At 33.8% G+C, this 14,394-nt stretch carries 14 protein-coding genes; 5 read left to right on the top strand and 9 right to left on the bottom strand.

Annotated features, from left to right (window positions below; all coding sequences use genetic code 11):
* Positions 1-10: 10 nt before the first annotated feature.
* The 7 genes from A8B35_RS11525 to A8B35_RS11495 form a co-directional block, all read right to left on the bottom strand.
* Positions 11-424, bottom strand: coding sequence for a hypothetical protein (locus A8B35_RS11525; RefSeq protein WP_075602922.1), 414 nt, complete (start codon positions 422-424; stop codon positions 11-13).
* Positions 425-441: 17 nt separating this feature from the next.
* Positions 442-1,983 (bottom strand): phenylacetate--CoA ligase family protein, encoded by a 1,542-nt coding sequence (locus tag A8B35_RS11520; RefSeq protein WP_075602921.1) that lies wholly within the window; start codon positions 1,981-1,983, stop codon positions 442-444.
* A 22-nt stretch (positions 1,984-2,005) separates the two neighbouring features.
* A complete protein-coding gene (locus tag A8B35_RS11515) occupies positions 2,006-3,568 on the bottom strand; it encodes a pyridoxal phosphate-dependent decarboxylase family protein (RefSeq protein WP_083634422.1) in 1,563 nt (520 codons plus the stop codon).
* 524 nt (positions 3,569-4,092) lie between these two features.
* Positions 4,093-4,683 carry a hypothetical protein gene (locus A8B35_RS11510; RefSeq protein ID WP_075602920.1) on the bottom strand — a complete coding sequence of 197 codons (591 nt, stop codon included), beginning with the start codon at positions 4,681-4,683 and terminating at the stop codon, positions 4,093-4,095.
* 229 nt (positions 4,684-4,912) lie between these two features.
* A complete protein-coding gene (locus tag A8B35_RS11505; RefSeq protein ID WP_075602919.1) occupies positions 4,913-5,365 on the bottom strand; it encodes a hypothetical protein in 453 nt (150 codons plus the stop codon).
* Between the two features lie 243 nt (positions 5,366-5,608).
* Positions 5,609-6,070, bottom strand: coding sequence for a cupin domain-containing protein (locus tag A8B35_RS11500; protein WP_075602918.1), 462 nt, complete (start codon positions 6,068-6,070; stop codon positions 5,609-5,611).
* Between the two features lie 82 nt (positions 6,071-6,152).
* Positions 6,153-6,719, bottom strand: a complete 567-nt coding sequence (locus A8B35_RS11495; RefSeq protein ID WP_075602917.1) for a YdeI/OmpD-associated family protein — start codon at positions 6,717-6,719, stop codon at positions 6,153-6,155.
* Between the two features lie 455 nt (positions 6,720-7,174).
* Between A8B35_RS11495 and A8B35_RS11490 the strand changes: the two genes are divergently transcribed.
* On the top strand, positions 7,175-8,515 hold the full coding sequence (locus A8B35_RS11490) for a hypothetical protein (protein ID WP_139314873.1): 1,341 nt from the start codon (positions 7,175-7,177) through the stop codon (positions 8,513-8,515).
* A gap of 152 nt (positions 8,516-8,667) precedes the next feature.
* Here the strand turns inward: A8B35_RS11490 and A8B35_RS11485 are convergent, their stop codons facing one another.
* Positions 8,668-9,519, bottom strand: coding sequence for an AraC family transcriptional regulator (locus A8B35_RS11485; RefSeq protein ID WP_075602915.1), 852 nt, complete (start codon positions 9,517-9,519; stop codon positions 8,668-8,670).
* Between the two features lie 192 nt (positions 9,520-9,711).
* On the opposite strand from A8B35_RS11485, the gene A8B35_RS11480 reads away from it, so the two are divergent.
* The 4 genes from A8B35_RS11480 to A8B35_RS11465 all read left to right on the top strand — a co-directional run bounded on the left by A8B35_RS11480 (position 9,712) and on the right by A8B35_RS11465 (position 13,059).
* Positions 9,712-10,905, top strand: a complete 1,194-nt coding sequence (locus tag A8B35_RS11480; protein ID WP_075602914.1) for an MFS transporter — start codon at positions 9,712-9,714, stop codon at positions 10,903-10,905.
* Positions 10,906-10,958: 53 nt separating this feature from the next.
* Positions 10,959-11,483, top strand: coding sequence for a GNAT family N-acetyltransferase (locus A8B35_RS11475; RefSeq protein ID WP_075602913.1), 525 nt, complete (start codon positions 10,959-10,961; stop codon positions 11,481-11,483).
* Positions 11,484-11,598: 115 nt separating this feature from the next.
* A complete protein-coding gene (locus A8B35_RS11470; RefSeq protein WP_075602912.1) occupies positions 11,599-12,054 on the top strand; it encodes an FKBP-type peptidyl-prolyl cis-trans isomerase in 456 nt (151 codons plus the stop codon).
* A gap of 63 nt (positions 12,055-12,117) precedes the next feature.
* Entirely contained in the window at positions 12,118-13,059 is a 942-nt protein-coding gene (locus A8B35_RS11465) for a TRM11 family SAM-dependent methyltransferase (RefSeq protein ID WP_075602911.1), read from the top strand.
* 88 nt (positions 13,060-13,147) lie between these two features.
* On the opposite strand, the gene sucD is transcribed toward A8B35_RS11465, so the two are convergent.
* Entirely contained in the window at positions 13,148-14,032 is an 885-nt protein-coding gene (gene sucD / locus A8B35_RS11460) for a succinate--CoA ligase subunit alpha (RefSeq protein ID WP_075602910.1), read from the bottom strand.
* Positions 14,033-14,394: the final 362 nt, after the last annotated feature.

Here is a 14,394-nt window from a genome sequence, read left to right as displayed (position 1 = left end):
TTAAGTTGATTTATATTAGTTCAAGACAAAGAGAATCTATCGATAGTATACTATACTGGCCTTCACCCATCTGTAACTCAAGCTTGTATTTATATTGTTTATTAGGCAATAGATAATTAGGTACATACCCCGACCACTCGTTTAAATCTAAATTTGTATAGTGGTTATTGGGGATATCCTCATTATTATCTTTCTCTGTTTGAGAAAATGATATACTTTTTATAGAAACAGGTGTTTGCAAATCGATTGCATAAATACTCCATTTAATAAGTTGCCCAGCAGAACAAACGGTTACTAAATGATCCGTTCCTTTATTTCGGCTATTTAATAAACCATCATCCATAACAAATATGTTTCCCCTTAGGGTTTTATCTGATAGAGCTGCAATTACATCAATAGCTATATTTATATTTGTTGTATTCATAATTCAGAGTTTTATATTTAAAAAATATCTCGTATAAGAGGCACTTTGCCAACTGATGTGGTAAACTTTAATTCGGAATCTTCAGAAACAAATAAGATTTCGAAATCGTATTTAGTTTTTTCAATACTTGCCGGATTAGCCTCTGTTTTATTAAATATGGGTAGAGAATTAATTAAGGAGTTAATGAACGTATCTTTTAGTGTGTTATCTCCTAATGCCTTGGCTAAAGCCTTATTATACTTATCAGAATCTTCGCTAATAACCAATAGTGATAGTTTACAGTCTTTTCTGTAGTTCAGAAACTGCACTTCTTTAGCAATATCTTTTAAATCTAGATTAAAATTCTCTTTCATATTTTTGGCAATCTCCTCAAAGGCCAATTTTGCTGAATACTGCGTGTCGTTTAAATGGATAACATCACCACTTCTGCCCGCAAATTCAAATTGTGTAGTTACCAAGTTTTTACTTTTCAAAATAGGTTTTCGAATCATCCTATCACCAAGCTTAAAACGCAGCAATGGTGCTTCGTTAGCATGCAAACGTGTAATAACTAGCTCTCCCTCTTCTCCTTCTTTCACCCACTTACCATCCTCATCTACTATTTCAATAAAATGTAAGCCTGGGACCGATGACAGTGTAGGTGAATTAGCATCGAGTTGAAGACCTATGGTTTCGGCTTGCGTTGCCGCAAAATAGCTTAATATAGAAACGTTGGGATACATTTCTTTTAATTCTTGTTGTTGGCAATTGGTTAAAACACCACTACCATACATGGCTACTTTTAGGCTTTTACGTGATTCCTCACACATATTATCACCTAACTTACTTAACATTGCAATGCCTTGTGAAATTGCCATAATGGCTTTTGAGCCTTTATACGACATCATATGCTGATAAACTGTTGAACTAAGAGGACCTGCAGCTATGTAGTTAACATTTGGTATTTTCTGTAATACACCACCAACCATTGTACCACTGCTCCACATCTGATAATCTGCTAAGGTGGTGGCAACCCACTTTGGTTCATCGTTATCGAGGTAATTATTGAGCATGTGTTTTCCTATAAAATCTCCTGCAATTTTATAAGTATCATCAAGTTCTTGCAATGAATACACTGTTTCTACAGGAGTTCCTGAACTTGTTCCTCCACTTGCTACAATCTCAAATCCTCCATACTCTAAAGGAACCACTAAACCAGGTCTATCCCCCATGAACAAAGTCTTCTGAGTTTCTTTATCTGATAAAGGCATATTTTGCCATTCATTAAAAGATTTAGGTGTTTCTTTTACCCCAGCCTCCTTTAGCTTTTGCAACCACACAGCATTTAGTTTTATTATATTTGTTACTTGCTGTAGTCGGCGTAATACCAGCGCATCCTGAATTTCTATAGGAATTTTATTGTATGGTAAATTACAATGTGTTTCACATGCCATCATCTTACTTCTGAATGTTGGAAGATTCACTACATCAGTTATCGATTTGGGTTCGAATTCATTATCAGGTATTAGTTTAGTAACCAAACCTTCAATAGCGCTGGCTGTCCATTTTTTTTGTGTCATTTCTGCAGTTGTATATTATAGATTAATTGTAGTGTTTTTTACTTTCAAGTAATTTTTGACCTATTAGCCTAATCGCATCAAGTAGTTTTTCGAAGTCGCTTATTTTTAGGTTATGATTCATAAAAACAACTCTTAAAACTGTTTTATTCTCTAACATCACTTTTGATATAAAGAACCTACCATCTTGCTTAATCACATCTCTTATGGCTAACTGAAAATCGTAAGTATCTATGTCAATTATATTTTTAGGCTTGTAGCTAAAGCAAAATATATTTGTTTCGGGTTGATGGTGGGCAACAAAATCATTTGAGATATTTATAGTATTGTATGCTAACTGAGTAAGTTTAAATAGGTATTCTAGTTTTCTAGAAAAAACAGATTTACCGTACACTGCCCATGGCACCCATAAATTCATAATCATAGGTCGCTTGGTACATTCAAAATTTTTGTCAGCGCTATCATAGGCGGTATAAATGTCTTCGTCTTTTTCAAACACATAACTGGCTTGTTGCTGAAAGGCTTGCTTGGCTTTTAACTTATTCTTATAGAAAAGTAAGGTACAAGTGCCCGGTACAAATAAGGTTTTGTGTGCATCAATAACAATTGAATCAGCCTGGTCAATTCCTTTAAGTTTATCTTTAAGCTTATCAGATAAAATTATAGCTCCTCCATGTGCGCCATCAATATGAAACCATATGTCTCTTTTTTTTGCAATCGCACCTAACTCATCTAGGTTATCTATTGCACCAACAGAGGTACTTCCGGCTGAGGCTACCAAACAAAAAACATTTAAGCCCTTAGCTTTAGCTTGGTTTAGAGTAATTATAGCCTTAGTTATATCAATTTGATATTTATCATTTGTCTCAAGTTTTATAATCTGATTTTCACCTATTCCTAAAATTCCAGCTGCACGCGTTATGCTATAATGTGCAGTTTCGCTAACGGCAATTGCTGGCTTTAGTAGTTCTGATTTCTTATTATATCCTTCTTTCCACACATCAGGATAGGCATTATTTCGCGCAGCTAAAATAGCCGTCATATTAGCTAATGATCCGCCTGACGTGGTTATCATTTCTGGAGAATTATTATTCCATCCAAAGAGTTTAAAAAACTTATTGGCTATTATTTTTTCAACAACATTGGGAAGCTGAGCTGCCTCATAAAAAGATGAAGGTTGATTAATTATAGAACTTACAAAATCAGTTATTCCGGATAATGGTATAGGACTCGAGAATTGGCGACCCATATATCCTTTCGATTGCACTGGAATGCCAGTTTCTAAATAAAGCTTAAGAATAGATAATAGTCTATTTTCATCTAAAGACGCCGGATAATTTGATTCAGCAACCATCATTTCTTTGGCCCTTTCAGTGAGAACAGATGGGTCAGTAAGCTTTAAACCGCGCGTGTCAGTTTGTAATAAATGTTTCTCTAAAAGATCACTTATTAGATTTGTAGTTTCTTTAAAAATATACGGATTAAAAGGATCTTGTTTGTTAGGCTGAAGATTGTCTGTATTTTTTTCTTGTATTAATGTGTAATCGTCATAAATTTGACCTGTAGGAGTTAAATTTTTTGTTAGCATTTCATATGGTATAAGGTTCTTAATTAGAATATACCACAAGGTAGATTTATACTAGGTTCTTAAAAATAGTTATGCGTGAAAGGAATGATTTATTGTACAAATGGACAGATAGCTTGAGTAAGTAAAAATATTATGGCATGCTAATTTTGTCAAAAAATCGATCAAATATCAATCTCATTATAATGCATTAGCATCTCGTAGAATTATAAGCAAGACTTATAAAAATAGGATAGCCCATTAAACCACCACTTAATAGGGTATAATGAGCATGACTGCCTACATTAAATATTGGCAATAAAACCTGATAACAAAATACTTAAGGTGGAGATTGTACTCTTATAAATTACCTACAGCTTAAAATATTCCTACCGGTGTATTTGAAAATAGCGATGTATTTATAGATTGGACAAAAGAGTCTTTAGCTAATCAACAGAAACTTACGGAGCAAAAAACAAGAAGCGGTAGACACAAAATCATAAATTGTAGTACGCCGCTTACTAATTAAACATTATATCATGCCTTAACTAGTCTGTTAGATTATCTATACCCAATTTAAAATCATTTTTCCTTTTTGTATACACTCTTGTGTCTCCGTTTATAGTAATTGTAATAGCTTGTTCTGTAAGTTTCCCTGCGTACTCAACTACCTCTATATCATCAGATCCATCCCAAGCTTGATTGTGTGCACTTATTTGCTTGGCATCAACAAAACCGATTGGTATTGACTGATCATAGCACTTGTTATAGCCCGTTTCTATTGTGAAGAATATAGAATCTGTTGTTGTTTCTAATTGTTTGATACTTGAAACAAAATACCCAGGTAGATACCCTTCCCTGGCCTCATCAAATTCATCAGAAGTACCGTAATACCAACCCTCTATTTCTTTTCCTAAGGTTTTAAAGGCGATGTAATGATTTTCAATTAAATCATCGGAATTGTAAGGATAAACATATTCATAAATACCATTTAACTCGGTGGTATTTTTTTGTTTTGATATTACTTCATCGGTATTACTAGTTACAGAATTAAGGGCATCTATAGCTTTATTATTTCCTTTATTTGCTGTACACGAAATGGTAATTACTAGTATAGATAGGAGGTTTATGTACTTCATAGTATTGGTAAGTTAGATTGTATTTAACCAGATAACAGTTGATAGTTATTGTAAAATTAGGTGCAAATATACTATAAGCACACCAAAACTGGGTCGGAAATATGAATTACATCTCCTTTTATTCAAATGATTCAACCAATCTATAGGAGCTTTTTATTATTACTATTGAGTTAGAATGGTACTACTACCAAGATTAATTGCCATATAGTTTGGACTATTGGGGCTTAAATTAATTCAATTTTTTATATAACTCTATATGCTGATATAGGGTATCGTAATACTCAAATTCAACTATCTGTTTAAAATTGTTACCATTGAGCTCTACCCGAAGCAAATACATGTTATTATCACTACGCATAGGTATTGATGTTGAAGTCAATATTTCAGTTAAGGTATCATTTTCAAAGGTATAAGTTCCGTAGCCATGCCATTCTGTAGAATCGGGTCCTGAGCTCACATTCCAAATTACATGTCCATCGAGATATATTTTATGTTGAACCTTATCACTAATGTTTAGAATAGTATCTGCTTCTTTAATCCGATAAAAGTTAGTTAACTCCCATACGCCCTCAATAGATTTAGCGGTGGGTTTATTCTCACAGCATATTAATAAATATGCTACCATTATAATTATAAACCCTTGGTTAATAAAATGCCATTTACGTGACTTGTTCACTTTCATAGTTTTAATATTATTGCTGGTTAATATTTAGAAGTTGTTTCAAGTTAGTTAAAACATTGCACAATAAGCTTATTATAAATAAAAACGAGAACAACTATAGTAGTTATTCTCGTTCGCATTTTTTCTGAAAGTTGTTTCTTTAAACCACCTATACCTGTCATATAAGTATAAGCCGTTTGATTCTAAAATATTACTCTTAGCCAAAATGTCATTAACATTGACTGCTGTTTTGTTGTAAAGTTATTATTCTTTCTCCCAAAGATTTTCACATTCTGCTAAGCAACCATCCTCTACATTAAATTGATCTAGCGAACCCATTTTATTCTGAATACACAAAAATGTTAAGGGACTATCTGAGTTATTACGGTATGTTCTTTTTCCTTCAGGAGATACTCTTATTACCGAGCCTTCAGAGATATCAAACAAAGAATCGTCTATTTGAAATTGTCCCGATCCTTTTATAACAACATAAATTTCTTCATTGTTTTTATGTTGATGAAAAAAAGGCATTTCTGTGTGGGGCGGAAATACGGTAAATGAAATTTCGGCACTGCTTGATTTTAATATTTCTCCAATAAAAACTTTTCCTTTTACTTCTTGCTTTCGCTTTGGGTGCATATAAGAATAGTCCTTTAATTCATCAAGACTACCAAGGTTAATTGCTGAATGATTAATTCCTTCTGAGTTAATTTTAAGTTCCTTCATTTCTGTTAATTTTAGATTAAATTATGGGTGATAACAGTGCCTTTGTTATATAAAAGGCACTGTTTCTTTTCGATTATGGTATCTAGTAGTATTTATCAATACCACCAAAACCTTTAATTATTTTGTTCTCTTTTGTTTTGCTAATAAAATTACTTAAACGCTTTTCAAACTCACCTTCTCTTTTTCGGGCACTTTGAATATACGCAACTCTAATTCGTTTATAAGGCTCTGTGAAGTTTTGATAATTATCCCAAACAACTTTATCCTTTTTCAACTTTTCTATTATATCATCGGGAAAAGTGAATTTTTGCTGAACTATTATTAGAACTTCGCCCTTAATTGAATGATGAACTAAATCATTATTGAAAAGCCATTTTAATCGTTCAATATTGGGTTGTGAAAAAGTAGAATTCTTTCTTCGCTTACAAAACCTTTGTATAGATGTATTTTCGTTTAAGGACTTAAGCGTACTATCAATCCAACCAAAACAAAGCGCTTCTTCAACGGCATCATTATACAGTATTCGTTTCTTATTCGATTTCTTTAAAGGATACTCTAACCAAATCTCATCTTTTGTTTCAAAGTTTAGCTCAAGCCATTGCCTCCACTCTTTTCTGTTGTTGAAATATATAGTTGTTGGTTCGTTCATTTACTTCTTAAAATTTAATTTTAGGCCAAACCTTATATCAATAGCATGAATTATAAACCCAACTAGCTGACCATTAATACGCATGCCATAAGATATTTATTCTTCAAATGGTACTTTATTTAATCTTATTATTTTCATAATTGACAGTAGCAATCAGCACCCATACAATATTCGGATACAATTATTCAACATTCAAATATCCTATCAAATCTAATGATTATTAACATAAAATAAAATACTTCTATTTTATAAAACCATTCATTATAAGCACTATCCTAAATGAAAATGTTGCGCTTTTTATTTCGAAGCAAATTCAATTTAGATACGAAGTAAACTTATCATAAAAAAGACAAAACGTAACCTCATTGCTAAGTGATTAGTATACAGGCTATAATGAAATAACGGGATATGTATATAACATCCTCCCTAAGGCATCTAAACTATAATTAAACTTTATGAAAAAAACATTCTACTTTTGTCTGATACTTTGTACTGGCATCAACCTAAGCGCACAATCGTTTAAAAAAGTACGATTCAAAACTACTTATGAGCAATTTCCTTATGTTCATATGATAGATAGTACTGCCTCATGGTATTCGAACAGCCACATGGATATACGTTTATATGGTAAAAGTCACGAAAGCAATTATGATTATTACTTAAAAGTAAGCCCAAATAAAACCTATAAACACAACACTAAATGGGTAAACCACGTAGCCACAGCTGAAAACATCAATAAAATTGCGGTTTCATCAGTTGTTGAATTTGAGGTTAGAGATAAAAAGCAAGACACTTTAGTGTATTACCGTGTGTTTAATCATTTCTTTTACTTAGAGCCTGAAAAGTATTCTCCGCAATACCTAAGCTCTATGTCGGGCGATGTAAACAAAGAAATTAGTGAACACTTCAGTCACCTCTTCCATTCAACCAACAGGGTGCTACGCTTAGTAGTATTTGAGGTAAAAAAAGGCGATAATATTGACGATGTAAAAGCTGCCTACCAAACACTTGAAAAAGGTATTAAAGCGCATCAGATTAAAGACTACGTAACAGCCAATTCGTTTTTTAGTAAAGCAATTGAGATGAATGATAAGATATTGGAAGAAGCCAATTACGAAGATAAAAAGAGTAGAATTAATAAAAAGGTGGCTCAACCAGTTCTAATTAACAACTTTTATGCAGCTATGCTAATGGGTAACTACAAAAAGGTAGGTGCTTTATGCGATGAGTTCTTAACACACTTTCAGGGTTTTAGTGCTATGCCTGCACAAAGAGCACAACAAAGAATTAAGATTCTTGAAGAGAATGAAATGGTAAAAAATACAACCAAAGAACTATCCGTAAGCGATTTTGAATTTCCTAATGGTTTCTCTCCAAGCCCAAGTTTTAAGTTGGTAGAGCATCCAAATACATATGCCGAAATAAATGCCCTTTTATATGGATCGTGGAAACAAGTAAAGGTTAATGGGAAATCAGATGAAAGCCGTATAGTACATATAAAACCAGATGGTAAACTTTTAAGTCAAAAAGGATGGTGGGACCATCAATCTTATGATGCTGAAATGTTTTGGAAAAATTATTCTATGGTTAATGGTAATAAAATTTTGTTACTGGCCTATGATAAGGAGACCCTCGATAACGAAAAGGAGAATTTTAATATGATTGATAAAATACAAATAAGATCTATCACGAAAGATAAACTTGTTTTAGCACCTTTTTTATTTACCGAAGGTAATAAAATCAATCCTGAACAGATCATTGAATACGAGCGCATTCACATTAGAGACAATTATTAGTCATAAAGAATGGACAAACAAAAATGCCTTACTAATTTTAGCGAGGCATTTTTGTTTTAGTAATTAAAGCATACGTACTACAGTGGTTTAAAATAGGATTGCAACAATTCACATTCTGCTATAACAATAAACAACCTCATTAAAATCATTACTCACTCCCATTTCTGCATTTTCTTTTGATATGCCCTAGGTGTGTAACCCGATACTGATTTAAAGGTACGTGTAAAATGTGCCGGATCATTAAAGCCCGATATTTCCATAGCCTCGCTTATGGTTGATTTATGATTTGCTAAGTAATTACAAGCCCTATTTACTCTATACTCATTCAAAAACTTAGTAAATGATTGGCCGCTTACCTTTTTAAAGAAACGGCAAAAGCTAGTTTCAGTAAGTTGCGTTAATTTGGCCAATTCTGTAATTGAAATATTGCGGTGGTATTGCTCATTAATAAAGTTATATACTGCCGACATACGCAAGTAATCATTACTCTTGGTTTCGCCAACAGTAGTACTAGTGTTTAACAGCTTATAGTTTTTCTCCGAGGCTAATCGACCTAATATTGAGAATAGTTGTAACAACCTATTGAGTGTATCCTCCTTTTCTAATCCTTCAATTAAATCAGGAATATCCTTATCCAACAACTGAGTAAATACCATACCATGCACCGAACGCTTCATCATTTTAATAATAGAAGCAAACTCAGGCAATTGGCTTAATGTATAATCAATAGTTTCAGGCTTTATTTGCACCACAACCTCATGATTATTGGTATGTAAGTTATTCCCCATATTAGAATGCGGCACATTAGAACCCACCAACAAAAGTAAACCATCGGTATATTTATATATAGATGCGCCTACTTGTATTTCAGCTTCGCCATTGCGCACATAAACCAATTCGTATTCCGGATGAATATGCCATAACGGCTCACAACAAGGATCACCAGCTTGCAACTTAAAACTACTATCAATATTAGGACTAATTTGCTCGTAAATAGGCTTCATTTTTGTAGAATGATGTGTTGAGTACTCTATGAAAAATACATTCAATGGAGACTAAATCATTAGATTAATGCAAATATAGACCAAGTATTTGATATTATAAGACAATAATAACTATTTACACAATTCTAAATTTGCAAGGTTTTAGGATCACATAGAATACTGAAAATTACATTTATAAGAATATTGCATACCGTGAAGAATTTTAAATTACTACTGCCCTCAGCACAGTTATTACTGTCTATATCCCTAATTTTTGGCACATGGATTATATACATTCCCTATATAACCAGCAAATTAAATATGTCAGAAGGACAATTAGGTGCGGTATTGGCCTTAGGAGCCGTTGGGTCTCTAATAGGTGTAAACTTAGGTAAACCCTTAATACGTAAATATGGCGAGGGTGAAATATCATTTTACAGCATCCTATTTGTAGCGCTATCCAGTATCTTATTTTTTATTGCTCCCAACCTTTATCTTTTAGGAGCAGCTTTTATAATATATGGCGCCGTATCTGGATCATTACAAGTAGCATCCAATTCGTTAATTGGAGTTGTTGAACGCCAGAATAACGTTTCAATAATGTCAACATGCCACGGCTTTTGGAGCGTAGGAGGCTTAATTTCTGCTGGTGGCGGAACTATACTTATGGCAAATATAGGTCAACCCCTTGTTCATATTAGTATGATGGCCGCTTTGGTAATAGGAATACAAATGTGGTTTAGAAAAGATTTTTCGCACTTGCGTGATAAAAAGAAAGACGCAAATAATCCCACTAAAAAGAAGAGACACATCGCCATCGAAAAACCTATTTTATTACTTTCTTTAATAGGAGTAGCATCTATGGTGAGTGAAGGTGCTATTGCAGATTGGAGCGGACTTTTTTTGAGGGATGTAACTCATTCAAACGAAAACATAGTTGGACTTGGCTATGCAGCATTTTCATTATCAATGACATTAGTTCGCTTAATAGGTGATAATCTATCGGTAAAGTACGGTTCATTCAAAGTTCTAATAATGGCTTTCTCAATTAGCATAGTAGGTTTTTTATTAGTGCTAAGTGCCAATACCGTTCTTAGTATTCTAGGCTTTGCTTTTACCGGTATAGGATTTTCAGTTGTGGTACCAGAGGTATATCGTATTGTTTCAAATTACGATGAGAATCGCAGAAGCGAAAACATCGCTTTTATTGCCGGAGCTGGTTATGTCGGATACTTAGTAGGTCCTGTTTTGTTAGGAGTAATTGCAGAAATGGTTGGCTTATATTATAGTTTCTTTGTAGTTCTTGGCCTTTCAAGCTTTGGCTTGATAAGCACACTAATAAATGAAAGAGCCAATAATAAACAAACTAAAAGCTCAATATCTGACATTAATACAAAACCTATTTAACCTCTATTTCATAAGATAATTGCTACTTTTGCCATTGAATAAAACAATACAGAATGCAGCAATATAGCACAGTAAAGTCAAATATCTATTACCTTAAAATGGAGCAGCGCCCTGTATGGGAAAATGCTTTATCAAAAGAGGATACCAACATTCAACAATTAAAAAAGCCCATTTCTACCAGTAATTATTTAAAACTATACAATAGTGTGGGCGGTAGTTTAAATTGGTTAGATAGAGTTTTAATGGATGATGCAGAACTTGCTGCTAAAATTAATAGTGAAGATACCTTTATTCATGGCTTTTACATAAAGGAGACTCTAGCTGGTTATTGCGAATTAGTTAGAAGCAACAAAGCCGTTGAAATATTATATTTTGGATTGAGCCCTGCTTTTGTAGGCAAAGGCTATGGCAATTACTTTCTGCAAAAGGCCATTGATTTGGCTTGGGATTTAACGCCCAATTATGTAGAATTAAACACTTGCGACCTCGATCATCCAAATGCATTACCAACCTATAAAAAAATGGGTTTTAAGCATTACAAAACCATAATTGAAGAAAAGAAAACCATTACTAAATAGCATCCTGAATTTTAGGCTTTAAATGATAAAAAAGTCATCAAAAACATTAAAGTGACACGTTTATAAGATACGATAAACGAGATGCAATTAACTTAATGCTTACAACTTATTACGCATGTCAAAAACACGAAAAATATCTACCAACGAGGAAGCCGAACAAACCATGGTTGCCATGCAAACTGCTTTAAAAGCTAAGATGAAAGCCCTCAAACATTTTGCTCAAGATAAACTCGAAGCATTTGAAGAAAGTGAAGAGTTAGAAATGGGCGTTCGTATTTATAAAGAGTCTAATAATTATGGAACAAAACTTCCTAACGGACAAACTGTGAAGGTAAGCTACCAAGGCTATTTACCAAATGGCCGAAAAATCGACTCAGGAAATATGGTATTTAGTATTGGGCAAAAAGATATGATAGCAGGTTTTAGTATCGGAGCCCAAGCCCTACAACAGGGCGAAGAAGCTACTATTTTTATTCCCTCTGCTGCTGCCTATGGTAAAAATGGTTCTGGTAAAGATATCAAACCCTATACTACGCTAATATTTGATATGACTTTGAAAGATATATTGTAACTAATAACACAATTATAGTTAACTAGATAAGCATCAAAATCTTATAAATAAACAAAATACAATATGTCAATAAAGCAATATATATACACCTTTAGTTACGATAACACTGAAGCTGAATTATGCAAGCTCGAATCAAAATACATCTTTAAAAAAGAAGAGGAAAACCGACAACTTTTCTCTGATATTAAAGCAGAGCCATCAGAAAGTGCCTATATAAAAAAGCGTTTTGATATAATAACATCATCAGATGATTATTCAACGCTCGTTACTCTTGTCAAAAAACAGAACATACATGTTGATGACTTTAAAGTAGAATATATTGTTCTGGATGGAGATACAACAGAATATTCTGATAGATTAAAAAAGCTAAAGGATATTGGATTCAGTATCGAAGGTGATCCTGATTACTATAAACCGAAGATAACCTATGGTTTATGCACGTACAAAGGGATTTGGTATTTTGGCATTATTAACAAAGATGATTTTGCGTGGCATAAACACAACAAAAAACCACGCTCATTCAGTAACTCAATAAATGTAAGCATAGCAAAAGCATTGGTAAGTATTGCTGCCGAAAACAATAAAAATACAAGCTTAATTGACGCATGCTGTGGTGTTGGCACAATTATGCTTGAAGCCTGCTTCTCGGGATACCATATTGAAGGCTGCGATATTAATTGGAAAGCCACCAGAGATGCTCGCATAAACCTGGCGCACTTCAATTATACAACCGAAGTATTCCGGTCAGACATAAAAGATCTTGAAAAAAGATACGATGCTGCTATTCTCGATTTACCTTACAATTTATACAGCAAGGCTACTGATGAAGAGGTTTTACATATAATTAAATCATCAGCTGAAATATCAGATCGACTCGTTATTGTATCCACTTCTGACATCACTGACTTTATAGCCGAAACCAAATTTAAGATAATCGATCAATGTAACGTTGGTAAACCCGGAAAAGGAAGTTTTGCTAGAAAAGTATGGGTATGTGAAAAATAATCACCATTTGCGTGGTAAGCTTTTAAAACATAAAAAAGGTGTTCCATCTAGTATGAAACACCTTTTTAACCCAATTACTAAATAAATATTATAAACTTGATACGGTTTCTAATGCTCTTTTCATTGTTTCACCTAAATCAGCAGGTGAGTCAACCACATGGATACCACACTCACGCATTACTTCCATTTTAGCTGCAGCAGTATCTTCTGCTCCGCCAACAATAGCACCAGCATGTCCCATTCTACGCCCTTTTGGAGCCGTTTGACCAGCGATAAAGCCAACAACAGGTTTGGTACCATTTTCTTTAATCCAGCGTGCTGCATCAGCTTCCATCGTGCCACCAATCTCACCAATCATGACAATAGCATCTGTCTCATCATCATTCATGAACAATTCAACGGCCTCCCTTGTATTGGTTCCAATTACCGGATCACCACCTATACCAATAGCTGTAGAAATTCCTAAACCAACTTTAACAACCTGATCGGCTGCCTCATATGTTAACGTACCAGATTTTGATACAATTCCTATTCTCCCTTTCTTAAATATAAAACCAGGCATAATACCCACCTTACATTCATCTGCTGTAATTACCCCAGGACAGTTAGGTCCAATCAAAGTAATATCCTTATCCTTAATGTAATCTTTAGCTTTTACCATATCGTTGGTAGGTATACCTTCGGTAATTGCAATAGCTACTTTTATACCAGCATCAGCAGCCTCCATAATAGCATCCGCTGCAAATGCAGGTGGAACAAAAATGACTGAAACATCAGCCCCCTGAGCACCTACAGCTTCCTTTACTGTATTATAAACAGGTCTATCTAGGTGGGTTGATCCGCCTTTTCCAGGCGTTACACCACCAACAACATTAGTTCCATATTCTATCATCTGAGAAGCATGAAAAGAACCTTCACTGCCTGTAAATCCCTGTACTATTACTTTTGATTTATTTGATACCAATACACTCATACATATAGATTTTATAAGATTATTTTGCTGTTTTAAGATATAAAAAAACAATCAAATATATAAAGGCAGAAACTACCAAATTGTTTAATCACTAATTACAATTTTCAATATTGGCATAACGTAATCACCTAAAATGTAACCATTCCTAACTAATAAAATTCTATTTTGGGTGTGCCCCTGCGGGTCGGGCTTTGCGTTATATCTTTGCTTCGCCATAATGGGCTCACAAAGGATGTCACTTCAATCCCTCACACAAGAACTATTCAAGCAGTGATATAATAAAGATTTAAAAGTCAATTTTAAGGCACAAAAAAAAGCCTCACAGAGTATCTGCAAGGCTTTACCATTATTGATGTATTATC

The sequence above is a fragment of the Saccharicrinis aurantiacus genome, from assembly GCF_001660705.2.
GTDB lineage: Bacteria > Bacteroidota > Bacteroidia > Bacteroidales > Marinilabiliaceae > Saccharicrinis > Saccharicrinis aurantiacus.
This window is presented reverse-complemented; position numbering and strand designations above follow the sequence as displayed.

Excerpts from the sequence above, each read along its gene's own strand:
- A8B35_RS11500 (WP_075602918.1), bottom strand. The coding sequence starts at position 6,070 with ATGAAGGAACTTAAAATTAACTCAGAAGGAATTAATCATTCAGCAATT.
- sucD (WP_075602910.1), bottom strand. The coding sequence starts at position 14,032 with ATGAGTGTATTGGTATCAAATAAATCAAAAGTAATAGTACAGGGATTT.
- A8B35_RS11505 (WP_075602919.1), bottom strand. The coding sequence starts at position 5,365 with ATGAAAGTGAACAAGTCACGTAAATGGCATTTTATTAACCAAGGGTTT.
- A8B35_RS11490 (WP_139314873.1), top strand. The coding sequence starts at position 7,175 with ATGAAAAAAACATTCTACTTTTGTCTGATACTTTGTACTGGCATCAAC.
- A8B35_RS11525 (WP_075602922.1), bottom strand. The coding sequence starts at position 424 with ATGAATACAACAAATATAAATATAGCTATTGATGTAATTGCAGCTCTA.
- A8B35_RS11510 (WP_075602920.1), bottom strand. The coding sequence starts at position 4,683 with ATGAAGTACATAAACCTCCTATCTATACTAGTAATTACCATTTCGTGT.
- A8B35_RS11465 (WP_075602911.1), top strand. The coding sequence starts at position 12,118 with ATGTCAATAAAGCAATATATATACACCTTTAGTTACGATAACACTGAA.
- A8B35_RS11470 (WP_075602912.1), top strand. The coding sequence starts at position 11,599 with ATGTCAAAAACACGAAAAATATCTACCAACGAGGAAGCCGAACAAACC.
- A8B35_RS11475 (WP_075602913.1), top strand. The coding sequence starts at position 10,959 with ATGCAGCAATATAGCACAGTAAAGTCAAATATCTATTACCTTAAAATG.
- A8B35_RS11520 (WP_075602921.1), bottom strand. The coding sequence starts at position 1,983 with ATGACACAAAAAAAATGGACAGCCAGCGCTATTGAAGGTTTGGTTACT.
- A8B35_RS11495 (WP_075602917.1), bottom strand. The coding sequence starts at position 6,719 with ATGAACGAACCAACAACTATATATTTCAACAACAGAAAAGAGTGGAGG.
- A8B35_RS11515 (WP_083634422.1), bottom strand. The coding sequence starts at position 3,568 with ATGCTAACAAAAAATTTAACTCCTACAGGTCAAATTTATGACGATTAC.
- A8B35_RS11485 (WP_075602915.1), bottom strand. The coding sequence starts at position 9,519 with ATGAAGCCTATTTACGAGCAAATTAGTCCTAATATTGATAGTAGTTTT.